Origin of the sequence: Microbacterium gilvum, assembly GCF_039543865.1 — a bacterium.
In the GTDB taxonomy this organism is placed as follows: domain Bacteria; phylum Actinomycetota; class Actinomycetes; order Actinomycetales; family Microbacteriaceae; genus Microbacterium; species Microbacterium gilvum.
Genome location: NZ_BAABKO010000005.1, coordinates 138,418 through 164,548 on the forward strand (window position 1 = coordinate 138,418; position 26,131 = coordinate 164,548).

The following is a 26,131-nucleotide window of genomic DNA, read 5'->3' on the forward strand; positions in this document are numbered from 1 at the left end:
GCCCGCCGCGGACCGAAATGAACAGAACGCGACGTTAGTCGCGCAACCCGCGCGGCCACCGCCGTCCGCCCTACCGTCCTCTTCAGATCGCGACCGGCAGGGAGCCGGCGCTCAAAGACGAGGAGCGATCCCATGCGCATCACCGCACACCCCCGCGCCCGCTGGACAGCCGCCATCGGAACCGCCGCGCTCGCGGCCGCCGCTCTCGCAGGCTGCAGCGCCGACGGCGGCGCCGAGCCCGCGACGGGCGACGGCGGGGCCGCCGCGCTCACGGCCGTCGACGTCATCGCGCCCGCCGACCCGGGGGGCGGATGGGACCAGACGGCCCGCGCGCTGAGCGCCGCCCTCACGGACGAGGGGCTCGTCGACTCGGCCCCCGTCACGAACATCGGCGGCGCGGGCGGGACGGTCGGCCTCGCGAGCCTCGCGACCGAGACCGACGCCGCGACCCTCATGGTGACGGGCTCCGTCATGGTCGGCGCCGTCGAGACGAACGCGTCGGAGAACCGCATCGAGGACATGACGCCCATCGCGCGCCTCACGGAGGAGCCGCTCGTCATCGTCGTGCCCGACGCGAGCGAGTTCGAGTCGATCGACGATCTCGTCGACGCGATCGTCGATCGAGGGCCCGAAATCACCGTCACGGGCGGCAGCGCGGGCGGCATCGACAACATCCTCGCCGGCCAGCTGCTCGTGGCCGCCGGGGTCGACGCGGCCGACGTGCCGTCGACCCTGAACTACATCCCGAACTCCGGCGGCGGCGAGGCGCTCACGATGCTCCTGGGCGGCACGGCGCAGGTCGGCATCTCGGGCGTCGGCGAGTTCGCCGAGTCGGTGGAGTCGGGGGACCTCAGGGCGCTCGGCGTCTCCTCCGCCGAGCCGGCGCTCGCCCTGCCCGACGCCCCGACCCTGCAGGACGAGGGCATCGACATCGACCTCACCAACTGGCGCGGCCTGCTCGCCCCCGGCGGCATCTCGGCCGAGGAAGAGCAGCAGCTCGTCGACCTCGTGACGCAACTCGCCGAGAGCCCGGCATGGGCGGAGGCCGTCGAGGCGAACGGATGGACCGATGCGTTCCAGGCGGGAGAGGAGTTCCAGGCCTTCCTCGACGTCGACATCGCGCAGACCCAGGAGACCCTGCGCACCATCGGCCTCACATCATGACCGCGTCGTCCGCCGCCGCTCCCTCGCGCGGCCAGCGCATCGAGGCGATGATCGTCGCGGTCGTCATCATCGCGATCGCGATCGGAGCGCTCGTCCTCGCCTCGACCATCCGCGAGACCGGCAGCGCGCTCACGCTGAGCCCGCGCGTCGTGCCCTATGTCGTGGGCGGCCTGCTGCTCGTCTCGGGCGTCGCCGTGCTCGTCGGCCAGCTGCGAGGCCGGTACGGCCACCCCGAGGAGGGGGAGGACGTCGACCTCGCGGGCGGCACGTCGTGGGTCACGACGGTCGTCATCGCGGCGGCGTTCGTCTCGCTCGTCGTGACGATCCCGTGGCTCGGATGGCCGCTCGGCGTCACCCTCACGTTCGCCGCCTCGGCCATCGCCCTCGGCGCCCGCCGGTGGTGGGCGGCCGTGCTCGTCGGGTTCGGGCTGGGAGTCGTCAGCCAGCTCGTCTTCGGCACCCTCCTCGGCCTCTCGCTGCCCGCCACGGGCGCCCTCACCTCCTGGATCCCCGTTGGATAGCATCGGCCTCCTCCTCGAGGGCTTCGCCACCGCCGCCCAGCCCGTCTACCTGCTGTACGCGCTGCTGGGCGTCTTCGTCGGCACGGCCGTCGGCGTCCTGCCCGGCATCGGGCCCGCCATGACCGTGGCGCTCCTCCTGCCGATCACCTACTCGCTCGAGCCCACGGCCGCGCTCATCGTGTTCGCCGGCATCTACTACGGCGGGATGTACGGCGGATCGACGACGTCCATCCTGCTGAACACGCCCGGCGAGTCGGCGTCGATCGTGACGGCGCTGGAAGGCAACAAGATGGCGCGCGCGGGCCGCGGGGCGGCCGCGCTCGCGACGGCCGCGATCGGCTCGTTCATCGCGGGCTCGATCGCGACGGCCCTGCTCACCCTCGTCGCGCCGACGCTCGCGCGCTGGGCGGTGGCCCTCGGCCCCGCCGACTACTTCGCGCTCATGGTCGTCGCGTTCCTCACCGTCGGGGCGCTCGTCGGATCGAGCCTGTGGCGGGGCCTCGTGTCGCTCGCCCTCGGACTCCTCATCGGCCTCGTCGGCGTCGACACCATCACGGGGCAGGCGCGGTTCACGCTGGGCGTGCCCCAGCTCATCGACGGCATCGACGTCGTGCTCGTCGCGGTCGGCCTCTTCGCGCTCGGCGAGGCGCTCTACGTCGGCTCGAGACTGCGCGGCGGGCAGATCCCGCTCATCCCCATCACGCGCGGATGGCGCACGTGGATGCGCCGCTCGGACTGGCGGCGCTCGTGGAAGCCGTGGCTGCGCGGGACGGCGATCGGGTTCCCGATCGGAACCATTCCCGCCGGCGGGGCGGATGTCGCGACGTTCCTCTCGTACGCCGCCGAGCGCGGTCTCGCGAAGGGGCCCTATAAGAAGCAGTTCGGCAAGGGAGCCATCGAGGGTGTCGCCGGCCCCGAGTCGGCGAACAACGCCGCAGCGGCCGGGGTGCTCGTCCCGCTGCTGACGCTCGGCATCCCGACGACGGCGACGGCCGCCATCATCATCTCGGCGTTCCAGACGTACGGCATCCAGCCGGGGCCGCGGCTCTTCGAGTCGCAGTCGGCGCTCGTGTGGGCGCTCATCGCGAGCCTCTACATCGGCAACGTCATGCTGCTCGTGCTGAACCTGCCGCTCGTGGGGCTCTGGGTGAAGCTGCTGCAGATCCCGCGGCCGTACCTCTACGCCGGCATCCTCGTGTTCGCGGGGCTCGGCGCGTACGCGGCGAACTTCACGACGTTCGACATCGGCGTGCTGCTCGTACTCGGCCTGCTCGGCTTCTTCATGCGCCGACAGGGCTTCCCCGTGTCGCCGCTCGTCGTCGGCGCCATCCTCGGCCCCATGGCGGAGGAGCGGCTGCGGCAGGCGATGCAGCTCGGGACGGGGGACCCCGCCTACCTCGTGCACTCGCCGTTCGCGATCGCCGCCTACGTCGCGGTCGTCGTGCTCATCGCCGTCGCCCTGTGGCTGCGGCGCCGGCAGGCGCGCTTCGAAGCCGCGCTCCCCGACGGCGACGAGCCGACGGAGTCGACCACGGCCATCCAGACGCTCGACGAGGAGATCGAGCTGCAGGAGCCGACTCCCCAGCTCGACCGCGGGCGCCTGGCGACGGCCGCCTACCCGACCGTGTCGCGCCGGGCGGCCAAGCGGGCTCGCCGCCGCGGGGGAGATCCCGAGGACGGCGGCTGAGACGCAGCGGTTCGCCGCGGCGCGACGCGGCGGCGGGGAGGGGAGCCCCGCCGCCGCGATCCGGATCAGGACGGTTCGAGAGTGTCGCAGAAGTCGATGGCGAAGGGCTTGCTGACGATGAAGAGGAACGTCACGGCCTCGTCAGATGACCTTCTGCACCGACATGCCGGTGTCGAGGTCGTCGATCAGCGGGAGGGCATCGAGTTCGACTCCGAGCTCGGGGATCGGCAGCTTTGTCCACGCCTGCGGGCGCTGGTCGGCGACCTGGATGTCCACGACCGGGGTGGTGTTCATGGTGTTCATGGTGTTCTCCTGTTCTCGGTGAGCGGGTGGTGCTGGTCGGTGCGCTCGAGCATGGATGATCGGCGGATCTTGCCGGCCTCGTTCCGCAGGGGACCGTCGACGACGTGGATGGTCGACGGTGCGCCGGCTCGCAGGCGCAGTGCGGCGTAGGCGCGGAGTGCGTCTGCGGTGGTGTGCGACGCCGACAGCACGACGGCGGCGTGCACAGCCTGCCCCAGGTCGTCGTCGGGGACACCGAAGGCGACGGCCTCGAGCACGTCGGGGTGGGACTCGAGAACCGCCTCGACGGCGGCCGGAGCGATCTTCTCCCCGCCGCGGTTGATGAGGTCGTCGGCGCGGTCGTGCACGTAGAGGTAGCCGTCCGAGTCGAGACGCCCGACATCCGCGAGGGTGTCCCACCCCTCCTCGTCGCGGCGGGAGACCGCGCCGAGGTAGGAGTACGCCGGTGCCTCCCCGCGGCGCATCCAGATGGCGCCCGTGCGCCCTGGCGGGAGCTCCCTGCCTTGCTCGTCGAGGATGCGGATGACGGTGCCGCTGATGGCTCGGCCGACGCTGCCTGGGCGTTCGAGCCATTCGACGCCGTTGATGTGCGTGAGGCCGTTCGACTCGCTCCCCGCGTAGACCTCGTCGACGCGGGATGGGCCGAGCCAGTCGAGGAAGGACGCCTTCAGCTCGACGGGGCACGGCGCCCCCATATGCAGGACCCGCTGCAGGCTCGCGAGTCGCGACGGCGCTCGCTCCGCCTCGGAGAGCCGCAGGAGCCGAGACATCATGGTCGGGACCAGGAGTCCCCATGTGGCGCGGTGCTGCTCGACGAGCTCCACCCATCGGCGGGCGTCGAAGCGGCGCATGATGATGAGCTCGTGGCCGGTCAGCAGACCTCGGAAGGCGTAGGTGAAGACCGCGGAGTGCCACATCGGCCCCGCGATGATCTGCGTCGCGCGCAGCGGCAGGAACGGTGCGACGGGCATGTCGGGGTCGAGGAGGGCCGGAGCGGACGCACGCACGATCTTCGGCCGACCCGTCGATCCGGATGTCGCCACCGCCTTCCAGCAGGACGATGCGAGGTCGGGCAGCTGACGTGCGTCGGGAGAGACCCTCGCGCGGGGAAGCCACGCGATGCCGGGTGTCTCCGGCTTCCGCCCGATCATCGCGGCGAACCCGCCGAGCTGCTCGATCGCGGAGCGGTCGGCAGGGGGGAGCCGCGGGTCGATCGGCTGCGGAGTGGCACCCGCGCGCCAGATCCCCGCGCAGGCGATGACGAAGTCGATCCCGTTGCACAGCGTGACCGCCACGCTGTCGTCGGGTCGCACTCCGTGCCGGATGAGCGCGTGGGCGAGGCTCGTGGCGGCCAGATCCAGCTCGCGCGCGGTGAGCACGTCGTCGGAGTCGGTTGCGATCACCCGGCGAGGCTCGGCCATCGCCCCTTCCCGGATGATCCTCGAGAACGTGAGGCGGCTCACGGCCGGCGCCCGTTCTCGCCGAGGAACGCACGGTAGAAGCGCTCGTGCAGCCGTGCGGCAGACTCCCACGAGTACGACCGCGCGAGCGCGAGGCCCGTGTCGGCGCGGGACCCGTCCTCCGTGACAGCCGCGCCGATCTCCGCGGCGATCCGCGTCGGGACCGATGCGTACCGCACCGTCGTTCCGAACACCTCGCGGATGACCGGGAGGTCACGGGCGACCACCGGCGTGCCGGCAGCCAGCGCCTCCATCGCGGCGAGGCCGAACCCCTCCTTCATCGAGACGAAGGCGAGGACGCGGGCGGCGGCGACCAGAGCGGGCAGGCTATCGTCGTCGATGGTGCCGAGGATGACGGGGTCGACGCCGAGGGCGTGTGCGCGCGCATCGAAGCGCGCCCGGTAGTCGCGGTAGTCGAACAGGGTCTCGCCGCCGCCGAAGACCAGTCGGAGGCCGGGATGCGCTTCGCGTGCGGTCGCGTACGCCTCGAGCAGATCCAGAGACCCTTTCCGGGGTTCGATGCCGCCGAGCGCGAGCATGTAGTCGCCGAGCCGGTCATGCCACGCTGCGCGGGCGGCGGCGCCGTCCGGCCCCGCCGCCCGCGCGAACCGTTCGGCGTCGACGCCGTTGGGGATGACCGTCGGCCGATACCCGTACAAGCTCTCCACCTCATCTGCCACGGCGCGCGAGACGCAGATGCGGGATGCCGGCTCGTGCACGGCACGTTCGTGGCACGCGACGAGACGCGGGGTCGTGAAGGCGTCGAGGTGGTGGATGGTGCGGATCGGAGCCCGTCCTGCGTCGAGGACGGCGTTGGCCGAGATGCAGTCCTGGGCATGCGCGATGTCGGCGGAGGAGTCGAAGGCTGCTGCCATGGTGCGGATGGACCGCTCGATCCGGTCGCCGACCGATTCGTCGTCACGCGGCACGAACGGCACGACCCTCAGCGTCACGCGGGGGTCGACCTCGCGGAAGAACGCCCGGTCGCCGCCGCGGCCGAGGGTCCACACCTCCACGTCGTGACCGCGGCGGGCGAGCGCCTCCGACAGCGCGAGCGTGTGCACCACGCCGCCGCGCGGCTTGGTCGAGTAGGTGAGCTGGGCGATGCGCATGGGACTCCGTGAGGTGCGCCCGCCGCGGGCGGATCAGGCGCGGGTCGTGAGACGGTAGGCGTGCTCGGCACGCTGGTGGATGTGGTCGAGCGAGCGGCGGGCGCGCGCGACGGCAGCGTGCACGTCGGCTTCGGCGATCGCGAGCCCGCCCTTCGCCCAGGTCTTGGCGACGATCTCGCCGGCAGGATCCACGACCTTCGCCTGGCCGAGGAAGCGCAGCCCGCCGAGTACTCCGGTCTGGTTCGACGACACGAGGTACACCTGGTTCTCGGCTGCCCTGGCGCAGTCGTACAGGTCGAACAGGTGCGCCTGCCGGTCGTTGCGCATGCGATCCGACCGGTCGGTGACGCTCGCGGGCCAGGCGCTGAGGCAGGCGATCACCTCGGCTCCGTCCAGTGCGAGCGTGCGCGCGGCCTCCGGGAAGGTCTTGTCGAAGTCGATGAGCATCCCCATCCGGCCGACGGGGGTGTCGAACGCCTCGAACGTCTCGCCCGCGCGGTAGGCCTCGGACTCGCCCAGGGGGAGATGCACCTTGCGATGGACTCCGAGCACGCCGTCGCCGTCGACGCACACGGCCGTGTTGAACCGCACCGTCTCGCCGGCGATGTGGCTCCGCTCGGACAGGCCGACGCAGACCGTCATGTCGCCCGCGAGCGCGATGACCGCCGCGATCTCCGGCCCGTCGAGGGCGACGGCCGGCGGCAGGTCGGACTCCTCGCCTCCTGGGTGCCGCAGATCGCCGAGGTAGCCGCCGATCGTGGCATCCGGGAGGACGAGGAGGTCGACCCCGCGTTCGCGCGCCTGCGCGAAGATCCCCGGCAGCTTGGCGAGCGTCCGCTCGACATCGCGTCCGAAGTGCGCCGCGACCGCCGCCATCGTCACCGTGCTCATCCGTCCAGGGTAGGACCCCGTCAGGCGACGCCCGCGGTGGCGCGGTCCGCGACGAGACCTGCGACGTGCTCGGCGTCGCGGGCGATCGCATGGAACCGCCCCGATCCCCACGTGTGCAGCCAGGGGAGCCCGAGGAAGTGGAACCCGGGGACGGCTGTCGCCCCGCGATCGTGCTGCGGGTGGCCCTCATGGTCGAGCACGTCGAGATCGCCCAGCCATCCCCAGTCTGCACGGAAGCCGACCGCCCACACGATGCTGCCGATCTCGCCGAGATCGACTGCGCTGCCACCCGGGGACGGGACCCAGACCGGCTCGCGCCGGGACTCGGGCGGGGCCGCGATCCCCTCCCGCTCGATGTAGCGGTCGATGTCGTCCTTGATCGACTCCGCGACGGAGTCGGCGTGGTCGAGGTTCGCCGTGAGGGTGTCGTCGAACCGCACGGCGCCGCCCACGACCTCGAGCGCGCGTCCGTGCAGGATCATCCCGCGCAGGGCGAACTCCCGCAGATCGATGTCGCGACCGCCGTCGCGGCCCGTCACGTAGTGGTTCGTCGACTCGCGCTTGGCGAGACCGTGCGCGGCGACCGGGACGTCGTACAGGCCCATCTCCGCCAGCCAGGTCATGCAGTCCTTGCCGCGATAGAACCGGGCGACACGGGGAGCACGGCCGACCGCGAGGTGGACGTCGCGTCCTTCGATGAGGAGGTCCTCGGCGATCTGGGTGCCCGACTGCCCGGTGCCGACGACGAGCACGGGCCCGGTGGGCAGCTGTTCGGCGTTGCGGTACTCGTGCGAGTGGATCTGCGCGACCGATGCCGGAACGTCGGCGGCCCAGGCGGGGACGACGGGGTCGTGGTAGCCGCCGGTCGCCGACGTGACCGTGTCGGCCGTGAGCACGCCTGCCGTCGTCGCCACCGTGAAGCCCCCCTCGGGGCGCGGGGTCACCCGGAGGACCTCAACGCCCTCGGCGACGGGTGCGTCGAAGGTCTCCGCGTAGCCGCGGACCCAGGCGTGCACCTCGTCGCGCGTCATGAAGCCGTCAGGATCGGGGCCCTCGTAGGGGTAGCCCGGGAGACGGCAGTGCCAGTTCGGGGTGACGAGGGTGAACGCGTCCCAGCGGCCGTCGCGCCACTCGTGGGCGACCTCTCCACGCTCGATCACGACGTGGTCGATGCCGCGCTCGACGAGATGACGGCTGAGCGCCAGTCCGGCCTGGCCGCCGCCGACGACGACGGCCTCGACGTGCTCGCCGTCGACGATCTTCCGGGGGATCATGCATCGCTCCTCTCGAGCGGAGGTTCCATGGCGAGGATCTCGACCTCGCCCGCAGGGAAGGCATCAGCCGGGTAGCGCGCCGCGGCGGCGGCGATCTTCTCCTCGGAGTGCATGGCCGATGTGCACGCGAACCCATAGCGGGCACGCACGCGCTCGCTGGCGGCGTCGAGCGCCTCCTTCGTGCGGGCGACGAACTCCTGCAGCGGGTAGCGCAGGCCCGTGACGAGATAGTCGTGCATGACGAGGCTGGGGGAGTAGTGCGCGCTCTCCGCCCCGTCGGGCCAGCGCACGGTGAATGTCATCTCAGGCATGCGCGAGCTCCCGCCATCCGTCGACGTGCGGCGCCGAGACCTCGGCGACCGGACCGTACACGTCGGGTCGACGGTCGCGCAGGTGGAACATGCCTGCGCGCATCGTGCGGAATGTCTCGTCGACGTCGATCTCCGCGATGGCGAGTCCCGCGCCGAGCAGCGTCGTAGCGAGGATGTTCCCTCCCGGGTCGACGACCTTCGCGTTGCCGACGTAACGCAGCGAGCCGAACGTGCCGGACTGGTTCGACGCCATCCAGAACACCTGGTTGTCGAGGGCGCGGGCGATATCGAACTGGTTGAAGCGGTAGGTCCAGCGGTCGTCCTGGAGGTTCTCGGCCGTCGCCGTGCGCGCAGCCGGCCATGCCGACATGCTCACGACGATCTCCGCGCCGTCGAGAGCGAGCATGCGCGCGGCCTCCGGGAACGCCTTGTCGTAGCAGATCTGCATGCCGACGCGGCCGACGGGGGTGTCGAACGCCCGGTAGTCGTCGCCCGCCGAGTAGGACATGTTCTCGCCCAGCGGCTGATGCACCTTGCGGTAAGACCCGTAGATCGTGGTGCCGTCGAGGCACACGGCGGCGTTGTAGCGTGTCTCACCGTCCTCGGCCAGCTCGCAGAAGCCGATCGTCACGACGATGTCGCCGGCGAGCTCCTGCACACGGCGGATCTCGGGCCCGTCGATCCGGATGGCGGGCGGCAGGGAGCGTCGCGTGTTCTGTACCGTGTCGCCGTGGTTGCCGAGCGACGAGAGATAGCCGCCGATCGCCGCCTCGGGGAAGGCGACGAAGGACACGCCGGCGGCGCGGGCATCGTCGAGGAGCTGCGCGATGAGCGCGTAGTTCTGCTCCAGATCGCGCGTGAAGTTCGCGGAGACGGACGCGACTTTGATGGTCATCTGCGGGCCTCAGAGGTTGTAGGTCGAGTTGATGATGGCGCCCTTTCGGGCGTAGTAGATGAGCGCATCCTGCACGTCGAGCGGGTGCGCGGGGATGACGCCCTCGATGAGGTCCTCCTCGCGGATGCCGTGGAGGGCGAGACCGAAGCGGCAGCAGTAGACGGTGCCGCCCTCCTTGATGAACGTCTCGAGGGAGGCGTTCATGTTCAGCTCGCCGGGGAAGCCCGAGTCGCCGGTCGTGGGGAAGCCCCGGTTCGCCGTCGCGGCGAGGGTGCCGGGGCCGTACAGGTAGATCGCGGACTCGAAGCCCTTCCGCAGCGCGCGCGTCGCCTGGAGGATGGCGACGAAGCTCACCGACGACTCGTGCGGGATGCCGTGGATGAGGGTGAAGTAGGTCTCGCCGTCCTCTGCCTGGAAGTCGGGGAAGATCTTCGTCGACCCGTACAGGTTGCTGCCCTGGGGAAGCGAGGGATGCGGTACCTCGCCGAGCGACGTGGCGATGTTCTCGGCGATCTGGGCGTCGATGTCGGTGGTCATGGCATGGCCTTTCGTGGGGGTGGGGTGGATCAATCCGGGAGGAGCCCGGTGGCTGTGGGTCCGACGGCATCGGTCTCGATGCCGTCGGGCCAGAGGAGTCGCACGCCGCGTGCGGCGGTCGCGGTGCCGATGCGCGCGGTCTGCGCGATCGGCGAGGACATCCGGCTGCGACCTGGCCGGTCTGCCGTGACCATCCCGAATCCGGGGAAGCACGTCAGCCAGTCGCCGAACGACACGGCGTCGGGAGCAGGGATGGCCGCGGGCTCGAGCACGGCGCCGACGGACGACGCCTCGGCGAGCATGGCCGTCGTCCCGACGATGCCCGCCATGCTCACATCCTTCGCAGCGGCGGGTCGCGCGTCTCGCACGAGCGCGCCGAGCGCCCGGAGGTCGTCGCCTGTCCGCGCGGATGTGCTGTCCCACTGGCGGCCTTCGAATCCGCGGCGCCAGCGACCGTGCAGATCGATGGTGAGCGAGAGGTCGTCGCCGCGGCGAGCCCCGCCTCCGGGTACGGGACGGGCCGTCCGGCCGAGCGCCGTGACCGCGAGCGCTGCCGGCACCCCCAGCTGCGTGTGGCCGCCGAGGAGGGGCACGCTCCACGCGTGGGCGGCGCTGCGCAGTCCGCCGACGACGCGTCGGGCGACCTCGGCGGATGGCGCGCCGATGGCGTCGAGCATGCCGACGGGAGTCGCCCCCATCGCCGCGAGGTCGTTGAGGTTGACGAGCACGGCGCACCACCCGGCCCATTCGGGATCGTGTTCGATGAGCGCGGGCAGGATGGCGTCGCAGGCGGCCACGACATCCGTGCCGGGCACGGGGGCGCCGTCGTCGCCGACGAAGCCCGCGCCGCCGAGCGAGAACGGCGCATCATGGCGCAGGTCTCCGAGGAGCGGCCCGAGACCGGTCTTCGTCGATTCCACGAGGTCGCGGATGCGGGTGATGGGCCACCGCATGCGCGCGTGGCGCATCCCCCCGATCTCGACGGCACCCCATGTCGTCCAGCCGAGTCGGCGGAACAGGACCTCGTTGCGGTGCTGGACGGTCGCCTCGAAGCGGAGCACACCGTGCCGCAGGGCGGTCGCGCATGCCTCCCGCACGAGGGCGGGCCCGATTCCGCCGGCGTGACGAGCATCGGCGCGCACGACGAGACGGCTGCCGGTCCACCATCCGATGTCGCGCCCGGCCGTGGCGGGCGCGAGGCGCACTCCGCCGAGCACGTCGCCTTCGGCGTCTTTCGCGACGAGGACGATCGTGCGCGGATCGTCGTCGACGTCGTCGCGGTCGTGCTCTCCGAACACACCCTGCTCGGCGACGAAGACGTCGCGGCGGAGGACGCAGTAGGCGTCGATCTCGCGCCCGTCGGCGCGGCGGATCACCCATGCAGGCGTTGTCCGCTCGCGCACCGGACCCATGATCGCGGGGATCTCCAGCATCTCAGGCGCCTGCCGTCTGCAGGGCGCTGCACGCTCCGCACGCCGCGCATCCGGCACGCTGGTCCTCACCGCGCATCCCCGCCGCCTGCAGCAGCGCGGCCACCCGGGCTGTGACACTGTTGAGGACTCGCCGGTCCGGGGCGGGGACACGGTCGATGTCCGTCGCGAGGGTGCCCTTCAGAGGACGGAAAGGGACGACGAACGGGTAGACACCCATCCCGATGAGCTCCGCGGCGCCCGCGACGAGCTCGTCGGGGTCCTCGCCGAGTCCGACGAGAAGGTAGGTCGAGACCTGGTTCCACCCGAACACACGGACGGCCTCGCGCCACGACGCACGGTACTCGTCCATGCTCACCCGTGACTTGCCCGGCATCCACCGGGCGCGGACGGCATCATCCATCGACTCGACATGGATGCCGATCGATCGGGCACCTGCCTCGTACAGGTCGGTGATCGCGCGGAGGTCGGCGGGCGGCTCGCACTGCACCTGGATCTCGAGCGACGGGACGACCTCTTTCACCGCGCGCACACACCGAGCGAGGTGCTTCGCGCCGCGGTCCCATCCGTTCGACGTGCCGGTCGTCATGACCATGTTCGTGACCCCGTCGAGGCGGACGGCGGCTTCGGCAACCTCGGCCAGCATCGCGGGAGTCTTCACGGCGATCGTCGTCCCGGCGTCGAGGGAGGCCTCGATCGCGCAGAACCTGCACCGTTCGCTCTCCTCATAGCGGACGCACGTCTGGACGACGGTGGTGGCGAGCACGTTCTTGCCGTGCAGCTTCGCGATCTTGTCGTACGCCACGCCCTCCGACGTCCGCAGGTCGTAGAAGCGCGGTCGGGTCACGGGCGAGACGTCGAATCCGAGGTCGGCGCCGTCGAGGGTGAGGCGTCCTCGGGCGTTCACCACGTAGGGACTCGCGGGATTGAGAGGGATGGCGGCTCCGGCGCCGTCGATGACGAAATGTCCGTCGTCGCTCGGACCGGCGCCGCCGGTGCGGCGGACGGGAGCGTCGCTGCGCACACCGAGGAGCGCGATGCTGACGCGAGTGGAGACGCGGTCGGTGGTGCTCGTCGGCGTGAGGGTCATGCATCCAGTAGACGCACGATCTGTTTCGGAGTGGTTTCGTCCGGAATGCGAAGCGGTTTCCGCGTGGAACGATCTCATTTCGGGGTGCGGCACGGCCGGGGAGGGGGAGGAGGCGGGGAAGTCGACCATGGCGCAAACGTAAAGGGCACGAATGCTTCGTGGGCTAACTGCGTGTGACGATTGTGTTTCTGCGATCCGCCGCCGGATCAGGCGCCGGGCGTCTCCCACCCGCCGAGGTACGCCTCGACGTCGACGGTCTCCGGCACGTCCTCGAGTTCCGCGGCGTGCGCTGTCTCGTGCGGGAACAGATCGTCGCGGCCCCAGCGCCGGGCGCGCGCCTCCGCGCGGCAGGACACCACGCGGAGCGGGGGGACGCCGTCGTCGTCCACGAGCGTGAGGGAGCCGAGCCCCGATCGGACGACCTGCTGCACCGCGTCGGCGACGACGGAGCCTCTCGACCGCACGGGCCGGAGGAGGTCGATCCGGATGCGCACCCGGTCGAACCGCACGTCCGCTCCGTCGCCCGCGGGCTCGGCGCCCGGCACCGCCGCGAGGACGCTGTCGCGGCTCACGAACGCCTGCCCCGGCGTCGCCGCCCCCGGCCCGGTGACGACGATGTCGGCGCGCGACGGCCGGTGGCCGAGCGGGCGCGATCCCGGCACGGGCACGAGATCGGCGAGCCGCAGGGTCTCCTCCTGACGCTCCGCCGCCGGCCTGCTGCGCGCACCCGCATCGGGTCCGTCGTGCCACGCGACCGCCGTCGGCACGTGCGCGAGCACCGCGCCGCGGATCCACGCGCGGTACGCCCACTCCCAGTCCTCCCCGCCGTACCGGGTGAACGACTCGTCGAATCCGCCCGTCTCGGCGAACATCTCCCGCGCGCACGCGACGACCGCCCCGATGGCGAACCGGTAGCTGCGGTCGTCCGCATCGCGCAGGTCGCGCGAACGGCGGTACCCCTCCGCGAGCCACGCGGGCTCCGGAAGCTCGCGGCCGGCTGCGGCCCGGGCGAGATCGGCGCCGGGCGGCGCATCCGAGAGCGCGGCGTGCCGCCTGCGTCCGATCGCGACGCAGTCGGGCGCGAGCGCGGGCAGGCGCGCGAGCTCGCGGACGAACGACGGCTCGGGCGCGGTGTCGGCGTCGAGGAACACGAGGACGTCGCCGCTCGCGTGCGCCGCCCCGAGGTTCCGCACGGCCGCGAGACGGAACCCGCGATCCTCCTGGCGCACGAGGACCACCCCCTCCGGCACCGTCGGGGCCGCAGACGACCCGTCGTCGGCGACGACGATCTCGAGCCGATCGGGCGGATGGTCCTGGGCGCCCAGTGCCGCGAGCGTACGCGCGAGCTGGGCGGGCTGCTCGTAGTGCGACACGACGACGCTCACGGAGGGCGGGTCGGCGACGACGCCGTCGAGGAGATCCCAGCGGTTGCCCGGCAGGGCCCGACCGTGCATCATGCGCGGGCCCGCCACCAGGTGAGGTGCGCCCCGGCGACGTCGTCCAACGACGGGACCAGCGACGTCGCCGACGGCAGCCACGTCGACTCGGGCCGCTCCCACGCGTCCGCGAGCGCATCGTCGAGCGCCTCGGCACGGTAGCGCGTCATCGTGCCGGGACGAAGCTGCGCCATCTCCCTCGCATAGCGCGAGTCGACGACGAGCGGCCGCCGCCCCGCCTCGACCCAGTCGAGCATCGAACGCGACGCCGAGACGTGCTCGTGCGCGGCGAGCGGAATCCCCTGACCCGTCATGGCGGAGGCGAAGTCGCGGTCGTGGAGGAACCCCGTCACCTCCCATCCGACGTCGAGGCGCGCGGCCTCGGCGGCGAGGGCGTCGAGGTCGCGCTCATGACCCGCGGAAGGGGCGCCGATCGCCCGCACGACGGCGCGTCGAGGCCCCGCCGACCGCTCCCGCAGACGGCGCCGGGCGCGATCGGCGGCGCGGATGGCGGAGAGATGGCCCTTCCCGGGATAGACGTATCCCGCCAGCAGGACGGTGAGCGCCTCATCGCGGACCGGCGGCGCGGCGACTCGGGGCGAGCGCGCGCGGGTCGCCCCGAGGGGGATGACGCCGGGTCGCACGGCCGTGTGGAGGAACTCCGCCACCAGGGCGAGCTCGTGACGGCTGTTGACGATCGCGCCCGCCGCCGCGTCGAGCATGCGGGAGTAGGCGTCGACGCGTCTGCGCATCATGGCGCCGTCCGAGCGCTGCGGCACGTCGTGCACCGTCAGCGTCAGCCGGGTCCGCCGGGCCATCTCCTCGATCACGCCGGCCGCGTCCTCCGGCACGCGGCCCAGGAGCCGATCCGTCACGTGCAGGTGGACGCGTTCGAGCTCGGATGCGGCCTGCAGCGCCTCGATCGCGTCCGCCGCGTGGCGGACGCGCACCTCGGGGGCACGAGCGCGCACGGCGCGGGCGACGTCGTCGGCATACGCGGCGACGCCATGACCCGCGGGGCCGACGACGAGGAGGGTGGGGAGTCCGGTGCGCATCCACCCCATCGATACAGACGCGCGATGTCGGCGTCAACCCTCGTGAGAAGCGGCGCGAGGTGTGCGTACGGTGACCTCCGAGAGGGAGGTGGAGAGTGCACGAGCAGGGGTATGGCACGGCGCAGGCGCCGGGGGACGACTCGCCGATCACCGTCGTGTCGGTGCCCGCGGGGCATCCCTATGTCGCGCGGGCGACGGCGGCGCCGGGAATCGAGGTCCGGCCAGATCCGCCGGTGCCGGGGGCCGCCGCCGACGTGTGGTGGCCTCCCGTCGCGCTCGATCCGACCTGGATCAGGGCGCACCGTCACGACGCGTCCGTCCTCCACATCCACTTCGGCACGGAGTCGTTCCCGCCCGGCCACCTCACCGCGTGCATCGATGCGGCCCGCGACGTCGGGTGGGCGGTCGTGTTCACGGCGCACGACCTCGCGCATCCGCAGCTGCTCGGGCAGGATCGCTACCGCGCGCAGCTCGACGAGCTCGTCTCCGGAGCCGATGCGGTCGTCACGCTCACGGCGGGCGCCGCGCGCGAGATCCGCGACCGCTGGGAGCGCGACGCGCTCGTGATCCCGCATCCGTCGATCTCCCGGCACGACGACGGGGGCCCCCGCGTCCTCGCGCGCCGCCGGCCCACGATCGGGGTGCACCTCAAGGATCTGCGCCCCAACGTCGACGGCCCGTCGACCGTGCGCCTGCTCGGCGGCGCAGCCGATCGCCTGCGTCGCGACGGCCGCCGTGTGGGCGTCGAGGTGCGCCTGCACCACCGCGTGCGCGACGAACGGGCCCGCGACGAGATCCGCCGGCTCTGCGACGACATCGACGGCGTCGTCCTCATCGAGCACGAGCGGCTCTCCGATGCCGAGCTCGCGGTCGCGCTCAGCACCCTCGACGTGTGCGTGCTGCCGTATCGGCACGGCACGCACTCGGGCTGGCTCGAGCTGTGCTGGGACCTCGGGGTGCCGGTCGCGGCCCCTGCGGTGGGGCACTACGGCGATCAGCACGACGACGGCACGGTCGCGGTGTTCGCACCGGACGACCCCGGCTCGCTCGCGACGGCTCTTGCCGGGCTGCTCGACGCCCCGGGGCCACACGCCCTGGCTCACCTTCGCGCGGCGCGCTCGTCGGCGCTCGGCGGCTCGTGCGGGAGGAGAGCGACGCGGCGGTCGCCGCCGCGCACGCATCGCTCTACCGCGACCTGGTCGAAGGCGTGCCGAGGTGAGGGGTGGCGGGCGTCTGCGGGTGCTCGTGATCGCGCCGCTGCGCTTCCCCATCCGCAGACCCCACGCCGGCGGGCTCGAGTCGGCGGTCTGGTCCGAGGTGACGGCGATGCGGGCCCGTGGCCACGAGGTCGCCGTCATCGCCGCGGCCGGCTCCGACTTCGTCGAGGCGGGCGGCCCCTTCGAGATCCCGGCGATGCGGTGGGCGCCGACGGAGCGGCCCAGCGACTCCACGTACCCGTCCTCGTACGAGGCCGTCTCGGTGTCGGCCCTCGACCGCGCCCTCGACCATGCCGCCCGAGCACGGTTCGACGTCGTGTCGAACCACTGCCTCCACGCGCTCCCCCTGCTGCGGGCTCCCGAGCTCGACGCGCCCATGGTGACGACGCTCCACACGCCCGTCGACGCCGCGTTCGTCGAGGCGCACCGGCGCGCCAGGGGGTCGGGCAGCGTCTTCCTGTCGGTGAGCGCGTACACGCGAGCGCAGTGGCAGCGAGCCGGCGTGCCGTCCGACGTGCTCGCGAACGGCACCGATCCGGAGACCTGGGCCTTCGGGCCCGGGGGCGACGGGCTCGTCTGGTTCGGCCGCATCGTGCCGGAGAAGGGGCCCCACCTCGCGGTGCGCGTGGCACGCGCCCTGGGGCTCCCGCTCACGATCGCGGGACGCATCGGCGACGCCGACTACGCGCGGCACGCCATCCTGCCCGAGCTCTCGGCCGATGTGCGCTACGTCGGAGAGCTGGCACCCCTCGACCTCGCCGATCTCGTCGGCCGCAGCGCCGCCGCCGTTCTCACGCCGGCATGGCCCGAGCCCTTCGGGCTCGTCGCCCCCGAGGCGCTCATGTGCGGCACCCCGGTGGTGAGCTTCGCCGTCGGAGGAGTTCCGGAGATCGCCTCGGGAAGCCCCGGGATGGCACCGGTGCCGGCCGGCGATGTCGACGCGATGGCACGAGCCGCGTCCGCCCTCATCGAGCGCTCCCGCGCGGAGCCCGATCTGCGCGCGCGCATCCGTGCGAGCGCGGTGCGGCGCTTCTCCCTCGATGCGCGGATGGATCGCCTCGAAGCGCGCCTGCGACTTCTGGCCTCCGCTCGCGCGTCGACCCGAGCGGCGCTCAGCGCATGAGCGGCGGCATCGGCTGGTACGTGCACCACCACGGCCTCGGCCACGCCACGCGACTGCGCGCCGTCGCGGCGCACCTGCCGGGCGCGATCACGTGCTTCAGCTCGCTCGCGCGGCCTGACGACCTGCCCGCGAACTGCTCCTGGGTGCGCATCCCCCTCGACGATGCGTCGGCGGCGCCGGTGATCGAGCCGGAGGCGGGCGGCCTGCTGCACTGGGCGCCGATCGGCCATCCCGGTCATGCCGGCCGGCTGGCGGCTATCGCCGCGTGGATCGGCGCCCATCGGCCGAGCGCGTTCGTCGTCGACGTCTCCGCCGAGGTCGCGCTCCTCACCCGTCTGCTCGGCGTGCGCACCGTGCTCATGGCGCAGCCCGGCATCCGCGACGACCGCCCGCATCGTCTCGCCTTCGACGCCGCGTCGCGCATCGTGGCGCCGTGGCCGCGCGACCTGCTGCGCCCCGCCCATCTCGACCGGCACCTCGCGAAGGTCGTCTTCACGGGCGGGATCACCCGCTTCGCCGGGCGCCGTCGCGCGGCGCCGGGCGACGACGTCGTCGTGCTCGGCGGCCTGGGAGGATCGGCGATCACGACCCAGGACATCGCCGCGGCGCAGGACGTCACGGGGCGGACATGGCGAGCCGTCGGCGCGGGGCCGGGAGCGCCCTGGGTCGCCGATCCGTGGCAGGACATCTCGGAGGCGGGCGTCGTCGTCTCGTGGGCGGGACAGAACGCGATCGCCGACCTCGCGGCGGCGGGTGCGCGTGCGGTCGTCATCCCCCAGGAACGGCCGTTCGACGAGCAGCGGGAGACGGCCCGCGCGCTCGCGCGCGCCGGACTGGCGCTGGTCCTCGACGACTGGCCGATGGCCGACGAATGGCCGGCCGTGCTCGATGGTGCGGCGGCCGTGCGGCCGGAGTGGGAGCGGTGGGAGATCGACGACGCGGCGGCCCGTGCGGCCCACGCCATCCTGGAGACGGCGGGCGGCCGATGAGCGCGACCCCGCGCACGGCGGTCGTGACGCTGTGCTCGACGCCGCGGGTCGGCCATCTCCGTCGCCAGCTGGCCGCGCTCGCGCACGACTGCGACGCAGATCGCATCGTCGTCTGGATCGGAGAGGATGACCCGCCGGGGCTCGACGCCGATGCGCTCCTGCACGTACCGCCGGGTCGCGAGGGCCTCCGTCTCGCGGCGGCGCGCAATGCGGGCGGGGATGCGGCGGTGCGGCGCGGGGCCGAGGTCGTCGTGTTCCTCGACGCCGACTGCGTGCCCGGCCCCGCGCTGCTCCCGCGCTACCGCGAGGCGGCGTCGCGCCATCCCGAGGCCGTCCTGTGCGGCCCCGTGACCTACCTGCCGCCGGGAGCGGATGTCGTCGATCCTCTCGCGCTCGCCGCGGCCACGGCTCCGCACCCGGCCCGCCCCGCTCCGCCGGACGGGGTGCTCGTGCGGGCCAGCGACGAGGAGTACCCGCTCTTCTGGTCGCTGTCGTTCGCGGTGTCGGCGGCGGCGCAGCCGCCCCGCTTCGACGAGGCATTCGAGGGATACGGCGGCGAGGACACCGACTACGCCTTCCGCCTCCGCAAGACGGGCGTGCCCCTCATCTGGGTCGGCGGCGCCCACGCCTACCACCAGCACCATGCGACGTCGTCGCCACCCTGGCAGCACCTCGACGACATCCTGCGCAACGGGGCGCTCTTCGCGCAGCGCTGGGGCGAGTGGCCCATGCGCGGGTGGCTCGAGGCCTTCGCCGAGGCGGGTGCCGTCAGGCGCGAGGGGACGGGCTGGGTGCGCGCCTGAGGGAGCGCGCCGACGGGAGCAGCTCGTCTGCGGCAGCGATGAGATCGCGGGCGACCGGACGGGGCGCGAAGCGCCCGGCGCCGGCCCGGCCGGCCGCAGCGAGCCGCGCGGCGGTCGCCGGATCGTCGAGGAGCCGCTCGACGGCGTGCGCGAGCGCGGCGGGTGCGCCGGGCGGGACGAGCAGGCTGTCGACCCCGTCGGAGCAGAAGTCGTCGAAGCCGCTCCCGGACGTCGCGACGACCGCCTTTCCGATCGCCTTCGCCTCGAGGGCCACGTTGCCGAAACCCTCCCAGAGGGACGGGCACAGGACCGCATCGGAGGCGCGGATCGCGGCGTACAGCTCATCGCCGGGGACGTGCCCCAGCCAGTGGACGAGATCGCGCGCCGACGGCGGCAGCATGTCGAGCAGATCGGCTCTGCGCGGTTCGAAGCGCGCGTCGCCCCCGGCGCCTGCGAGCACGAGACGGGCGCGGGGGAACCGACCGTGGACGCGCGCGAACGCGGCGAATGCGTCGACGACGCCCTTGCGTCGCTCCGAGCGGCCGAGGAAGAGGAGGATCGGATCGCACCCTCCCGGCCATCCGCCGGGCAGGGGCGACCGCTCCGCCGCACGGTGCACGCCCGCCACGTCGATGCAGTTGCGCACGACGACGGAGGGGGCGTCGGCGCGGTACGCGCGGCGGGTCCACGCCAGCATGGCGTGCGAGATCGCCACGAGCCCGGCGGAGCGGGTGATCTGCCGCCGTTCCGCGGCCATCTGAGCGGCGACGGGGAGGCGGCTGGCTGCGGGCAGATCGCGCAGCCGGAGGCCCGAGACCTCGTTGGCGAGCCGCATCCCCGTCGCGAGGTTGGTGAGAAGAGGAGCGGAGCGGGGGAGCAGGCTCCCCAGGGCGCTCCACTCCGGCAGGAAGACCCTGTCGTACCGCCCCGCCGCGTGGATCCGTCGCAGCTCCCGCGCACGGCGGTGGAGCAGGGCGGTCCGGTCGACGCCATCCGTCCTGCGGTAGGCGACGAGGCGCACACCGCGCAGGTCGGCGCGGGCGGGCGGCCCGTCGGCGAAGACCGCGAGGTCCACGTCGGCGCCCAGATCGACGAGCGCAGGGGCGAGCGCCGCATAGTGCCGGCCGATGCCGCCCGTGTAGGGCGTCAGCCCGGCGTACTCGGTCGTCGCGATCAGCCACCGTCGACGGACCGGCCGGCGGGCGTCTTCGGGACTCGACATGGCGGCATGCTAGGGCGCCCACGGCCGTGGGCGCCCGTGCTTGACACGCGCCGACCCTGCGGGCAGGCGGCCTCAGTCCCGCTCCGCGAAGGGAGAGTCGTCCGCGATGCGCTGGAGGACACGGTGGGCGAGCCGCATGAACTGCGCGGTGGCGGGCGAGATCGCCGCGTTCCGGCGGGTGATGAACGCGTAGTGCTCGATGATCGGGGGATCGAGGGGCGCCCAGGTGAGGCCCCGTGCCGCCATGAGCGGACGACCCACGTGGTAGGACACGAGGGAGTCGCCGATGCCCTGCGCGGCGAGCTCGAGGGCGTGCGTCTGGAACTCGACCTCGACGATCGGGTGGATCGCGATGCCGTCGCGCTGGGCGCGGGTGAGGAGGGAGACGCGCAGCGGATCATCCTGTGACCAGCGTGCCTCCGAGAGGATGAGCGGGCGTTCCGCGAGCGTCGCGATGTCGACCGGCTTGACGGTGTGCGACGGGTCGCGCGAGACGTACACCGCCTGGTCGCTGAAGACCGACGGCGTGAGGGTGAGCTCCCGGTCGTCGACCGGCAGCTGCACGAGACCCGCTTCGAGCCGTCCGTCGCGCACCGCGTCGGCGACCTCCGAGGAGTTCAGGCCCACCACCTGGATGCGCACGCGCGGGTGCCGCGCATGGAAGTCGCGGATGAGGTCGGTGAGGAGGTAGAGGTGCGCGCTGTTGAAGGTGCCGAACGACACCGTCCCCTCCTCGATCGAGCGGATGCGGCGGCTCCAGTCGGTGAACTCGCGCAGGTCGGCGAGCGTCTTCTCGGCGAGGGGGATCAGCTGCTTGCCGGCGTCGGTGAGGAGGAGCCCGCGTGAGGTCCTCGTGAACAGGGTCACCTCGAGGGTGCGTTCGAGGACAGCGATCTGCTCCGACAGGCTCGGCTGGGCGATGTGGTTCTCGACGGCGGCCGCCGCGAACGTCCCGTTGCGAGCGGCGGAGAGGAAGTACTCCAGCTGGCGGATGGTGGGCTGGGCCATCCCGTCATCCTTGCTCAAGGTTTCACCTATGTCCAACCCCGGATAACAAGCGTTGCCCTGTCCTGGCGGCATGAGTTCACTTGACGTTCAACACCACTCACCCGGAGGACACACATGAATCAGCCCCCGCGCACGGCCGTCGTCACCGGCGCGTCGTCCGGCATGGGCCTCGCCACCGCGACGGCATTCCGCACCGAGGGATGGCGCGTCGTCGGCATCGACGTCGCAGCTCCCGCGGTCGACGACGGGGTGCTCTCCGTCGTGGCCGACGTCCGCTCGCGCGACGACGTGGCCCGCGCACTCGACGAGGTGCTCGCTCCGGGCGACCGCATCGACGCCGTCGCGAACATCGCCGGCGTCTATCCGCCGACGACGCTCGAGAGCTACGACGAGGCCACCTACCGCCGCATCTTCGACATCAACGTCCTCGGCGTCGTCAACGTCGTGGCCGCGGCGCGCCCGCGCATGGGCGAAGGCGCGACCGTCGTGAACTTCGCCTCCGTCGACGCGTTCACCGTGTCGCCCGGCCAGCTCCTGTACGGCGCGTCCAAAGCGGCGGTCGTCATGCTCACGAAGTCGCTCGCGCTCGAGCTCGCTCCCGCGGGAATCCGCGTGAACGGCATCGCCCCCGGCTGGGTCGCGACACCGGGGAACGCCGCCACGGGGCGCATGGAAGCCGCGGCCTCGGGCATCCCCCTCGGGCGCGTGGCCCAGCCCGGGGAGATCGCACGATGGACGGTGCTGCTGTCCTCTCCCGACACCACGGCGTTCATGACGGGCGAGACCGTCGTGCTCTCCGGCGGGGATGTCATCCGATGACGCACGCCGGCGATGCCGTCATCATCACGGGGGCCGCCCGCGGCCAGGGCGCCGCGCACGCCGCCCTGCTCGGGCGCCCCGGCACACGCGTCATCCTCACGGACGTCCTCGACGACGAGGGCGAGCGCACCGCGGCCGTCCTCCGCGCCAGCGGCGCACGGGCCGAGTACCACCACCTCGACGTGGCCGACGAGGAGTCGTGGGTCGCGCTCGCCGCCGCCCTCGCCGAGGCGCGGGTCCGTGTCCGCGGCCTCGTGAACAACGCGGGCGTCCTGCGGTACGCCCCGATCGCCGACACGACGATGGACATGTGGCGGCTCCACGACCGCATCAACGTGCACGGCGCGTTCCTCGGGATCCGCACCTTCGCTCCCGTCATGACGGCGAGCGGCGGCGGATCCATCGTGAACATCTCCTCCACCGCCGCGCTCGTCGGTACAGCGGGCTACGCCGCCTACTCGGCATCGAAGGCCGCCCTCATCGGGCTCACCCGCGCCGCGGCCGCGGAGCTCGCGCCGGCGGTGCGCGTCAACGCCATCTGCCCCGGCGGCGTCTCGACCGCCATGAACGACGACGAGCCCGCGGGCGGCTCGAGCGCATCGGCGCCGCTCGGGCGACGTGCGCGACCCGAAGAGGTCTCGCCGCTCGTCGACTACCTCCTGTCGCCCGCATCGTCGTTCGCCACCGGCGCCGTGTTCCCGCTCGACGGCGGCCTCACCGCCGTCTGACCTCCACCCGAGAGCATCACCCTCATCCCCCGATTGGATCGACCATGTCCCTCCCCACCTTCCTCCGCCGTTCTCTCGTCGTCACGGCGGCCGTCTCCGCCGTCGCGCTCCTCGCATCGTGCAGCTCCGCCGGCGGACCCGCCGCGACCGCCGTCGCCGACGGGTGCGAGCCCGTCCACGAGGGGCTCGACACGTACACCGACGGCACGCTCACGGTCGGCGTCCCCGAGAACCTCCCCTACACGCAGACGTCGGGGTCGGATGCGTCGGGCCTCGAGATCGACCTCGTGAAGCGGATGGCCGATGCCGAGTGCTTCGCCGTCTCCTTCGTGCCGATCACCTACGCCAACGGCGTCCCCATGATCAGCGAGCAGAAGCGCGCCGACATCATCACGGGAGGCTGGTACGTGACGGAGGCGCGTGCGGAGCAGGTCGGATTCACCTCGCCGACCTTCTACGACTCGATGGGCATCGTCTCCGCCGACGGCGCCACCACCGTCGACGAGCTCGAGGAGATCGGCGCCGTCGGGAGCGGGGCGGGCTTCTCGTGGGAGGCGGACATGAGCGCCGTGCTCGGATCGGACCTGAAGGTCTACCCCGGCACGATCGAGATGAAGCAGGATCTCGCGAGCGGCCGCATCCAGGCGGCCCTCGACGGGTACGCCGTCGCCGTCGCCGCCTACGCAGACACCGACCTCGTCGTGGAGCAGGCTGCGGAGGACGACAGGATCGCGATCACGACCGAGAAGCCGACCATCGCCTTCCCCGTCGCGAAGGAGAACACCGCGCTGTCCGACGCCCTGAGCGAGCTCATCGACGGCTACCGCGAGGACGGCACTCTCGCCGAGCTGCTGGCCGACTACGACCTCCCCGCCGACCTCCTCATCCCGGCCGACGTCGCGGCCGGCTCCATCCGCTGACCGACCGGAGCGCACCGCCCGCGGCGCGCTCCGGACAGGAGACATCATGAACGCGAGTCCTTTCACCCAGGTCAACGAGACCGCCACGGCCGGCGTCGAGATCGCCGGCCTCTCCAAGAGCTTCGGCAGCAACCTCGTGCTGGACGACATCTCGGTGTCGGTGCGTCCGGGCAGCGTCACGGCGCTGATCGGGCCGTCCGGCTCGGGCAAGAGCACGCTGCTGCGCTGTGTGAACATGCTCGAGACCCCCGACCGCGGCACCATCACCGTCGGCTCGCAGACCATCGAGGCCGGTCGTCGCGTGCGCGAGAGCGAGCTGCTCGCGCTCCGGCGGCAGGTCGGGATGGTCTTCCAGTCGTTCAACCTGTTCCCCCACTTCACGGTTCTGCGGAACGTCGCCTTCCCCCAGGAGAAGGTCCTCGGACGAAGCAGGGAGGAGGCCGAGGCGCGCGCGCTCACCCTGCTCGAGCGCGTGGGGCTGAAGGAGAAGGCGCACCAGCACCCCGGGCGGTGCTCGGGCGGGCAGCAGCAGCGCATCGCCATCGCCAGGGCGCTCGCCCTGGGCCCCCGCGCCATGCTCTTCGACGAGCCGACGAGCGCTCTCGATCCGGAGGTCGGCGTGGAGGTGCTCGCCGTCATGCGCGAGCTCGCCGACGCCGGCATGACGATGATCGTCGTGACGCACGAGATGCAGTTCGCGCGCGACGTCGGCGACCACCTGGTCGTCATGGCGGACGGGCACATCATCGAGGAGGGCGATCCCCGCGCCATCATGGCCGACCCGCAGCAGGAGCGCACGCGGCGGTTCCTGAGCGCCGTCCTGGAGCGCTGACGTGGCCGACGCGCTCGCCGCCGTCCTGCTCGGCCTCCCTCTCACGCTCCTCGTCACCGCCGCCGCGTTCTCGATCGGCCTCGTCGTCGGCATCCCCGTCCTGCTCGCGCTCCGATCGAGGTTCCGCCCGCTCGCTCTCGTCATGCGGTTCGCGGTCGACCTCGTCCGCGGGATCCCGCCCATCGTGTGGCTCTTCCTCCTCTACTTCGGCGTCTCGATCGGCACGATCCGCCTGGATGCCCTCACCGCGGCCATCCTCGGGCTCGGGATCATCTCGAGCGCCTACATCGCGGAGATGTACCGCGGCGGCTTCGCCATGGTGCCGCGCGGGCAGAGCGAGGCGGCCGCCGCCCTCGGGCTCACGCGGCGGACGTCGTTCGCGATGGTGCTCGCACCGCAGGCCGTGCGCACCGCGCTGCCCTCGCTCACGACCTACCTCCTGTCGCTCCTCAAGGACTCGTCGATCGCCTCGACGATCGGCGTGGCCGACATGGTGTTCGCCGCGACGATGTTCGCGCGCCAGAACCCGACGACGGCCGGCATCGTCCCGTTCTTCCTCGCGGCCGGCGTGTACCTCGTGGTGAGCGTTCCCGTCGCGATCGCCGCTCGCCGGCTCGACGCCCGCTTCCGGAAGGACGTGCGATGACCCTCGTCGACTACCTGCCCCGTCTGGGGGAAGGGCTGCTCGTCAGTCTCCAGCTCACCGTGCTGTCGGTCGCGCTGGGCTTCGCGCTCGGCCTGCTGCTCTCGCTCGGCACGACGTCGCGGCGCGGATGGCTGCGATGGCCCGCGCTGATCGTGGTCGAGATCGGGCGCGGCATCCCCGCGCTCGTGGTCCTCTACATCGTCTACTTCGGGCTGCCGGCCATCGGCGTGCTCTTCGAGAACTTCGCCGCAGCCGTCGTCGGCCTCACCTTCACGGCGGCGGCGTACTCGTCGGAGATCTTCCGAGGCGGCATCCAGTCCGTGGCCCGGGGCCAGAGCGAGGCGGCCTCGGCGCTCGGGCTGACCGTGACGACGTCCTTCCTCCGCATCGTGCTGCCGCAGGGACTCCGGTCCGCCATCCCGCCGCTCATGGGCCTCGCGATCATGTCCTTCCAGGCGACATCGCTGGCCTACTCGATCTCGGTGAACGAGCTCATGAGCCAGGCATACCAGGTGAGCACGATCACGTTCGAGTACCTCGCCGTGTACGCCGTCACCGGCCTCGTGTTCGCCGCGATCGCCGTACCCGCCACCTGGCTCTCCGTCGCGGTCGAGCGCAGGCTCGCGCGTGGCTCCCACTGAAACACCGTCAGAAGGAA

At 72.3% G+C, this 26,131-nt stretch carries 26 protein-coding genes; 12 read left to right on the top strand and 14 right to left on the bottom strand.

Going from position 1 to position 26,131, the window contains the following annotated elements; all coding sequences use genetic code 11:
* Positions 1-132 precede the first annotated feature (132 nt).
* The 3 genes from ABD998_RS13765 to ABD998_RS13775 are packed head-to-tail and all read left to right on the top strand — an operon-like array spanning position 133 to position 3,372.
* Positions 133-1,164, top strand: coding sequence for a Bug family tripartite tricarboxylate transporter substrate binding protein (locus tag ABD998_RS13765; RefSeq protein ID WP_345440127.1), 1,032 nt, complete (start codon positions 133-135; stop codon positions 1,162-1,164).
* On the top strand, positions 1,161-1,685 hold the full coding sequence (locus ABD998_RS13770; protein WP_345440130.1) for a tripartite tricarboxylate transporter TctB family protein: 525 nt from the start codon (positions 1,161-1,163) through the stop codon (positions 1,683-1,685). The genes ABD998_RS13765 and ABD998_RS13770 overlap by 4 nt, the downstream gene beginning before the upstream one ends.
* Positions 1,678-3,372, top strand: a complete 1,695-nt coding sequence (locus ABD998_RS13775; protein WP_345440133.1) for a tripartite tricarboxylate transporter permease — start codon at positions 1,678-1,680, stop codon at positions 3,370-3,372. Before ABD998_RS13770 ends, ABD998_RS13775 begins: the two co-directional genes overlap by 8 nt.
* 141 nt (positions 3,373-3,513) lie before the next feature.
* Here the strand turns inward: ABD998_RS13775 and ABD998_RS13780 are convergent, their stop codons facing one another.
* The 12 genes from ABD998_RS13780 to ABD998_RS13835 all read right to left on the bottom strand — a co-directional run bounded on the left by ABD998_RS13780 (position 3,514) and on the right by ABD998_RS13835 (position 15,166).
* Positions 3,514-3,675, bottom strand: a complete 162-nt coding sequence (locus ABD998_RS13780; protein ID WP_345440136.1) for a hypothetical protein — start codon at positions 3,673-3,675, stop codon at positions 3,514-3,516.
* The gene (locus tag ABD998_RS13785; protein ID WP_345440139.1) at positions 3,672-5,096 is read right to left on the bottom strand and encodes an AMP-binding protein; all 1,425 of its coding nucleotides are present in this window, start codon (positions 5,094-5,096) and stop codon (positions 3,672-3,674) included. The genes ABD998_RS13780 and ABD998_RS13785 overlap by 4 nt, the downstream gene beginning before the upstream one ends.
* A 38-nt stretch (positions 5,097-5,134) precedes the next feature.
* Complete coding sequence (locus ABD998_RS13790) at positions 5,135-6,247, bottom strand: MSMEG_0565 family glycosyltransferase (RefSeq protein WP_345440142.1); 1,113 nt, start codon at positions 6,245-6,247, stop codon at positions 5,135-5,137.
* 33 nt (positions 6,248-6,280) lie between these two features.
* Positions 6,281-7,138 carry a carbon-nitrogen hydrolase family protein gene (locus ABD998_RS13795; RefSeq protein ID WP_345440145.1) on the bottom strand — a complete coding sequence of 286 codons (858 nt, stop codon included), beginning with the start codon at positions 7,136-7,138 and terminating at the stop codon, positions 6,281-6,283.
* Between the two features lie 20 nt (positions 7,139-7,158).
* On the bottom strand, positions 7,159-8,412 hold the full coding sequence (locus ABD998_RS13800) for an MSMEG_0569 family flavin-dependent oxidoreductase (RefSeq protein WP_345440148.1): 1,254 nt from the start codon (positions 8,410-8,412) through the stop codon (positions 7,159-7,161).
* Positions 8,409-8,723 (bottom strand): MSMEG_0570 family nitrogen starvation response protein, encoded by a 315-nt coding sequence (locus tag ABD998_RS13805; RefSeq protein WP_345440151.1) that lies wholly within the window; start codon positions 8,721-8,723, stop codon positions 8,409-8,411. Before ABD998_RS13805 ends, ABD998_RS13800 begins: the two co-directional genes overlap by 4 nt.
* The gene (locus tag ABD998_RS13810; RefSeq protein ID WP_345440154.1) at positions 8,716-9,618 is read right to left on the bottom strand and encodes a carbon-nitrogen hydrolase family protein; all 903 of its coding nucleotides are present in this window, start codon (positions 9,616-9,618) and stop codon (positions 8,716-8,718) included. Before ABD998_RS13810 ends, ABD998_RS13805 begins: the two co-directional genes overlap by 8 nt.
* Before the next feature lie 9 nt (positions 9,619-9,627).
* On the bottom strand, positions 9,628-10,155 hold the full coding sequence (locus ABD998_RS13815; RefSeq protein WP_345440157.1) for an MSMEG_0572/Sll0783 family nitrogen starvation response protein: 528 nt from the start codon (positions 10,153-10,155) through the stop codon (positions 9,628-9,630).
* Positions 10,156-10,184: 29 nt separating this feature from the next.
* Positions 10,185-11,588 (bottom strand): MSMEG_0567/sll0787 family protein, encoded by a 1,404-nt coding sequence (locus tag ABD998_RS13820; protein WP_345440160.1) that lies wholly within the window; start codon positions 11,586-11,588, stop codon positions 10,185-10,187.
* Position 11,589: 1 nt separating this feature from the next.
* Entirely contained in the window at positions 11,590-12,675 is a 1,086-nt protein-coding gene (locus ABD998_RS13825; RefSeq protein WP_345440163.1) for an MSMEG_0568 family radical SAM protein, read from the bottom strand.
* A gap of 206 nt (positions 12,676-12,881) precedes the next feature.
* Positions 12,882-14,132: a glycosyltransferase gene (locus ABD998_RS13830; RefSeq protein ID WP_345440166.1), complete on the bottom strand. Its 1,251-nt coding sequence runs from the start codon at positions 14,130-14,132 to the stop codon at positions 12,882-12,884.
* Positions 14,129-15,166, bottom strand: a complete 1,038-nt coding sequence (locus ABD998_RS13835; protein WP_345440169.1) for a glycosyltransferase family protein — start codon at positions 15,164-15,166, stop codon at positions 14,129-14,131. Before ABD998_RS13835 ends, ABD998_RS13830 begins: the two co-directional genes overlap by 4 nt.
* Positions 15,167-16,381: 1,215 nt before the next feature.
* Between ABD998_RS13835 and ABD998_RS13840 the strand changes: the two genes are divergently transcribed.
* Genes ABD998_RS13840 through ABD998_RS13850 form a run of 3 tightly spaced genes read left to right on the top strand, consistent with a single transcriptional unit; the run spans position 16,382 to position 19,298 of the window.
* Positions 16,382-17,506, top strand: a complete 1,125-nt coding sequence (locus ABD998_RS13840; protein ID WP_345440172.1) for a glycosyltransferase — start codon at positions 16,382-16,384, stop codon at positions 17,504-17,506.
* A complete protein-coding gene (locus tag ABD998_RS13845; protein ID WP_345440175.1) occupies positions 17,503-18,495 on the top strand; it encodes a glycosyltransferase in 993 nt (330 codons plus the stop codon). Before ABD998_RS13840 ends, ABD998_RS13845 begins: the two co-directional genes overlap by 4 nt.
* Positions 18,492-19,298 (top strand): glycosyltransferase family 2 protein, encoded by an 807-nt coding sequence (locus ABD998_RS13850; protein ID WP_345440178.1) that lies wholly within the window; start codon positions 18,492-18,494, stop codon positions 19,296-19,298. Before ABD998_RS13845 ends, ABD998_RS13850 begins: the two co-directional genes overlap by 4 nt.
* On the opposite strand, the gene ABD998_RS13855 is transcribed toward ABD998_RS13850, so the two are convergent.
* Both ABD998_RS13855 and ABD998_RS13860 read right to left on the bottom strand, forming a co-directional pair.
* The gene (locus ABD998_RS13855) at positions 19,264-20,520 is read right to left on the bottom strand and encodes a glycosyltransferase family 4 protein (protein ID WP_345440181.1); all 1,257 of its coding nucleotides are present in this window, start codon (positions 20,518-20,520) and stop codon (positions 19,264-19,266) included. The genes ABD998_RS13850 and ABD998_RS13855 overlap by 35 nt on opposite strands.
* A 72-nt stretch (positions 20,521-20,592) precedes the next feature.
* A complete protein-coding gene (locus tag ABD998_RS13860; protein ID WP_345440184.1) occupies positions 20,593-21,528 on the bottom strand; it encodes a LysR family transcriptional regulator in 936 nt (311 codons plus the stop codon).
* Positions 21,529-21,642: 114 nt separating this feature from the next.
* On the opposite strand from ABD998_RS13860, the gene ABD998_RS13865 reads away from it, so the two are divergent.
* The 6 genes from ABD998_RS13865 to ABD998_RS13890 are packed head-to-tail and all read left to right on the top strand — an operon-like array spanning position 21,643 to position 26,114.
* Positions 21,643-22,347: an SDR family NAD(P)-dependent oxidoreductase gene (locus ABD998_RS13865; protein WP_345440186.1), complete on the top strand. Its 705-nt coding sequence runs from the start codon at positions 21,643-21,645 to the stop codon at positions 22,345-22,347.
* Positions 22,344-23,075 (top strand): SDR family NAD(P)-dependent oxidoreductase, encoded by a 732-nt coding sequence (locus ABD998_RS13870; protein WP_345440188.1) that lies wholly within the window; start codon positions 22,344-22,346, stop codon positions 23,073-23,075. Before ABD998_RS13865 ends, ABD998_RS13870 begins: the two co-directional genes overlap by 4 nt.
* A gap of 44 nt (positions 23,076-23,119) precedes the next feature.
* On the top strand, positions 23,120-23,995 hold the full coding sequence (locus tag ABD998_RS13875) for a substrate-binding periplasmic protein (RefSeq protein WP_345440191.1): 876 nt from the start codon (positions 23,120-23,122) through the stop codon (positions 23,993-23,995).
* Positions 23,996-24,041: 46 nt separating this feature from the next.
* Positions 24,042-24,827, top strand: coding sequence for an amino acid ABC transporter ATP-binding protein (locus ABD998_RS13880; protein WP_345440194.1), 786 nt, complete (start codon positions 24,042-24,044; stop codon positions 24,825-24,827).
* A 1-nt stretch (position 24,828) separates the two neighbouring features.
* Entirely contained in the window at positions 24,829-25,473 is a 645-nt protein-coding gene (locus tag ABD998_RS13885) for an amino acid ABC transporter permease (protein WP_345440197.1), read from the top strand.
* Complete coding sequence (locus ABD998_RS13890; protein WP_345440200.1) at positions 25,470-26,114, top strand: amino acid ABC transporter permease; 645 nt, start codon at positions 25,470-25,472, stop codon at positions 26,112-26,114. Before ABD998_RS13885 ends, ABD998_RS13890 begins: the two co-directional genes overlap by 4 nt.
* The last annotated feature ends 17 nt before the right edge of the window (positions 26,115-26,131 follow it).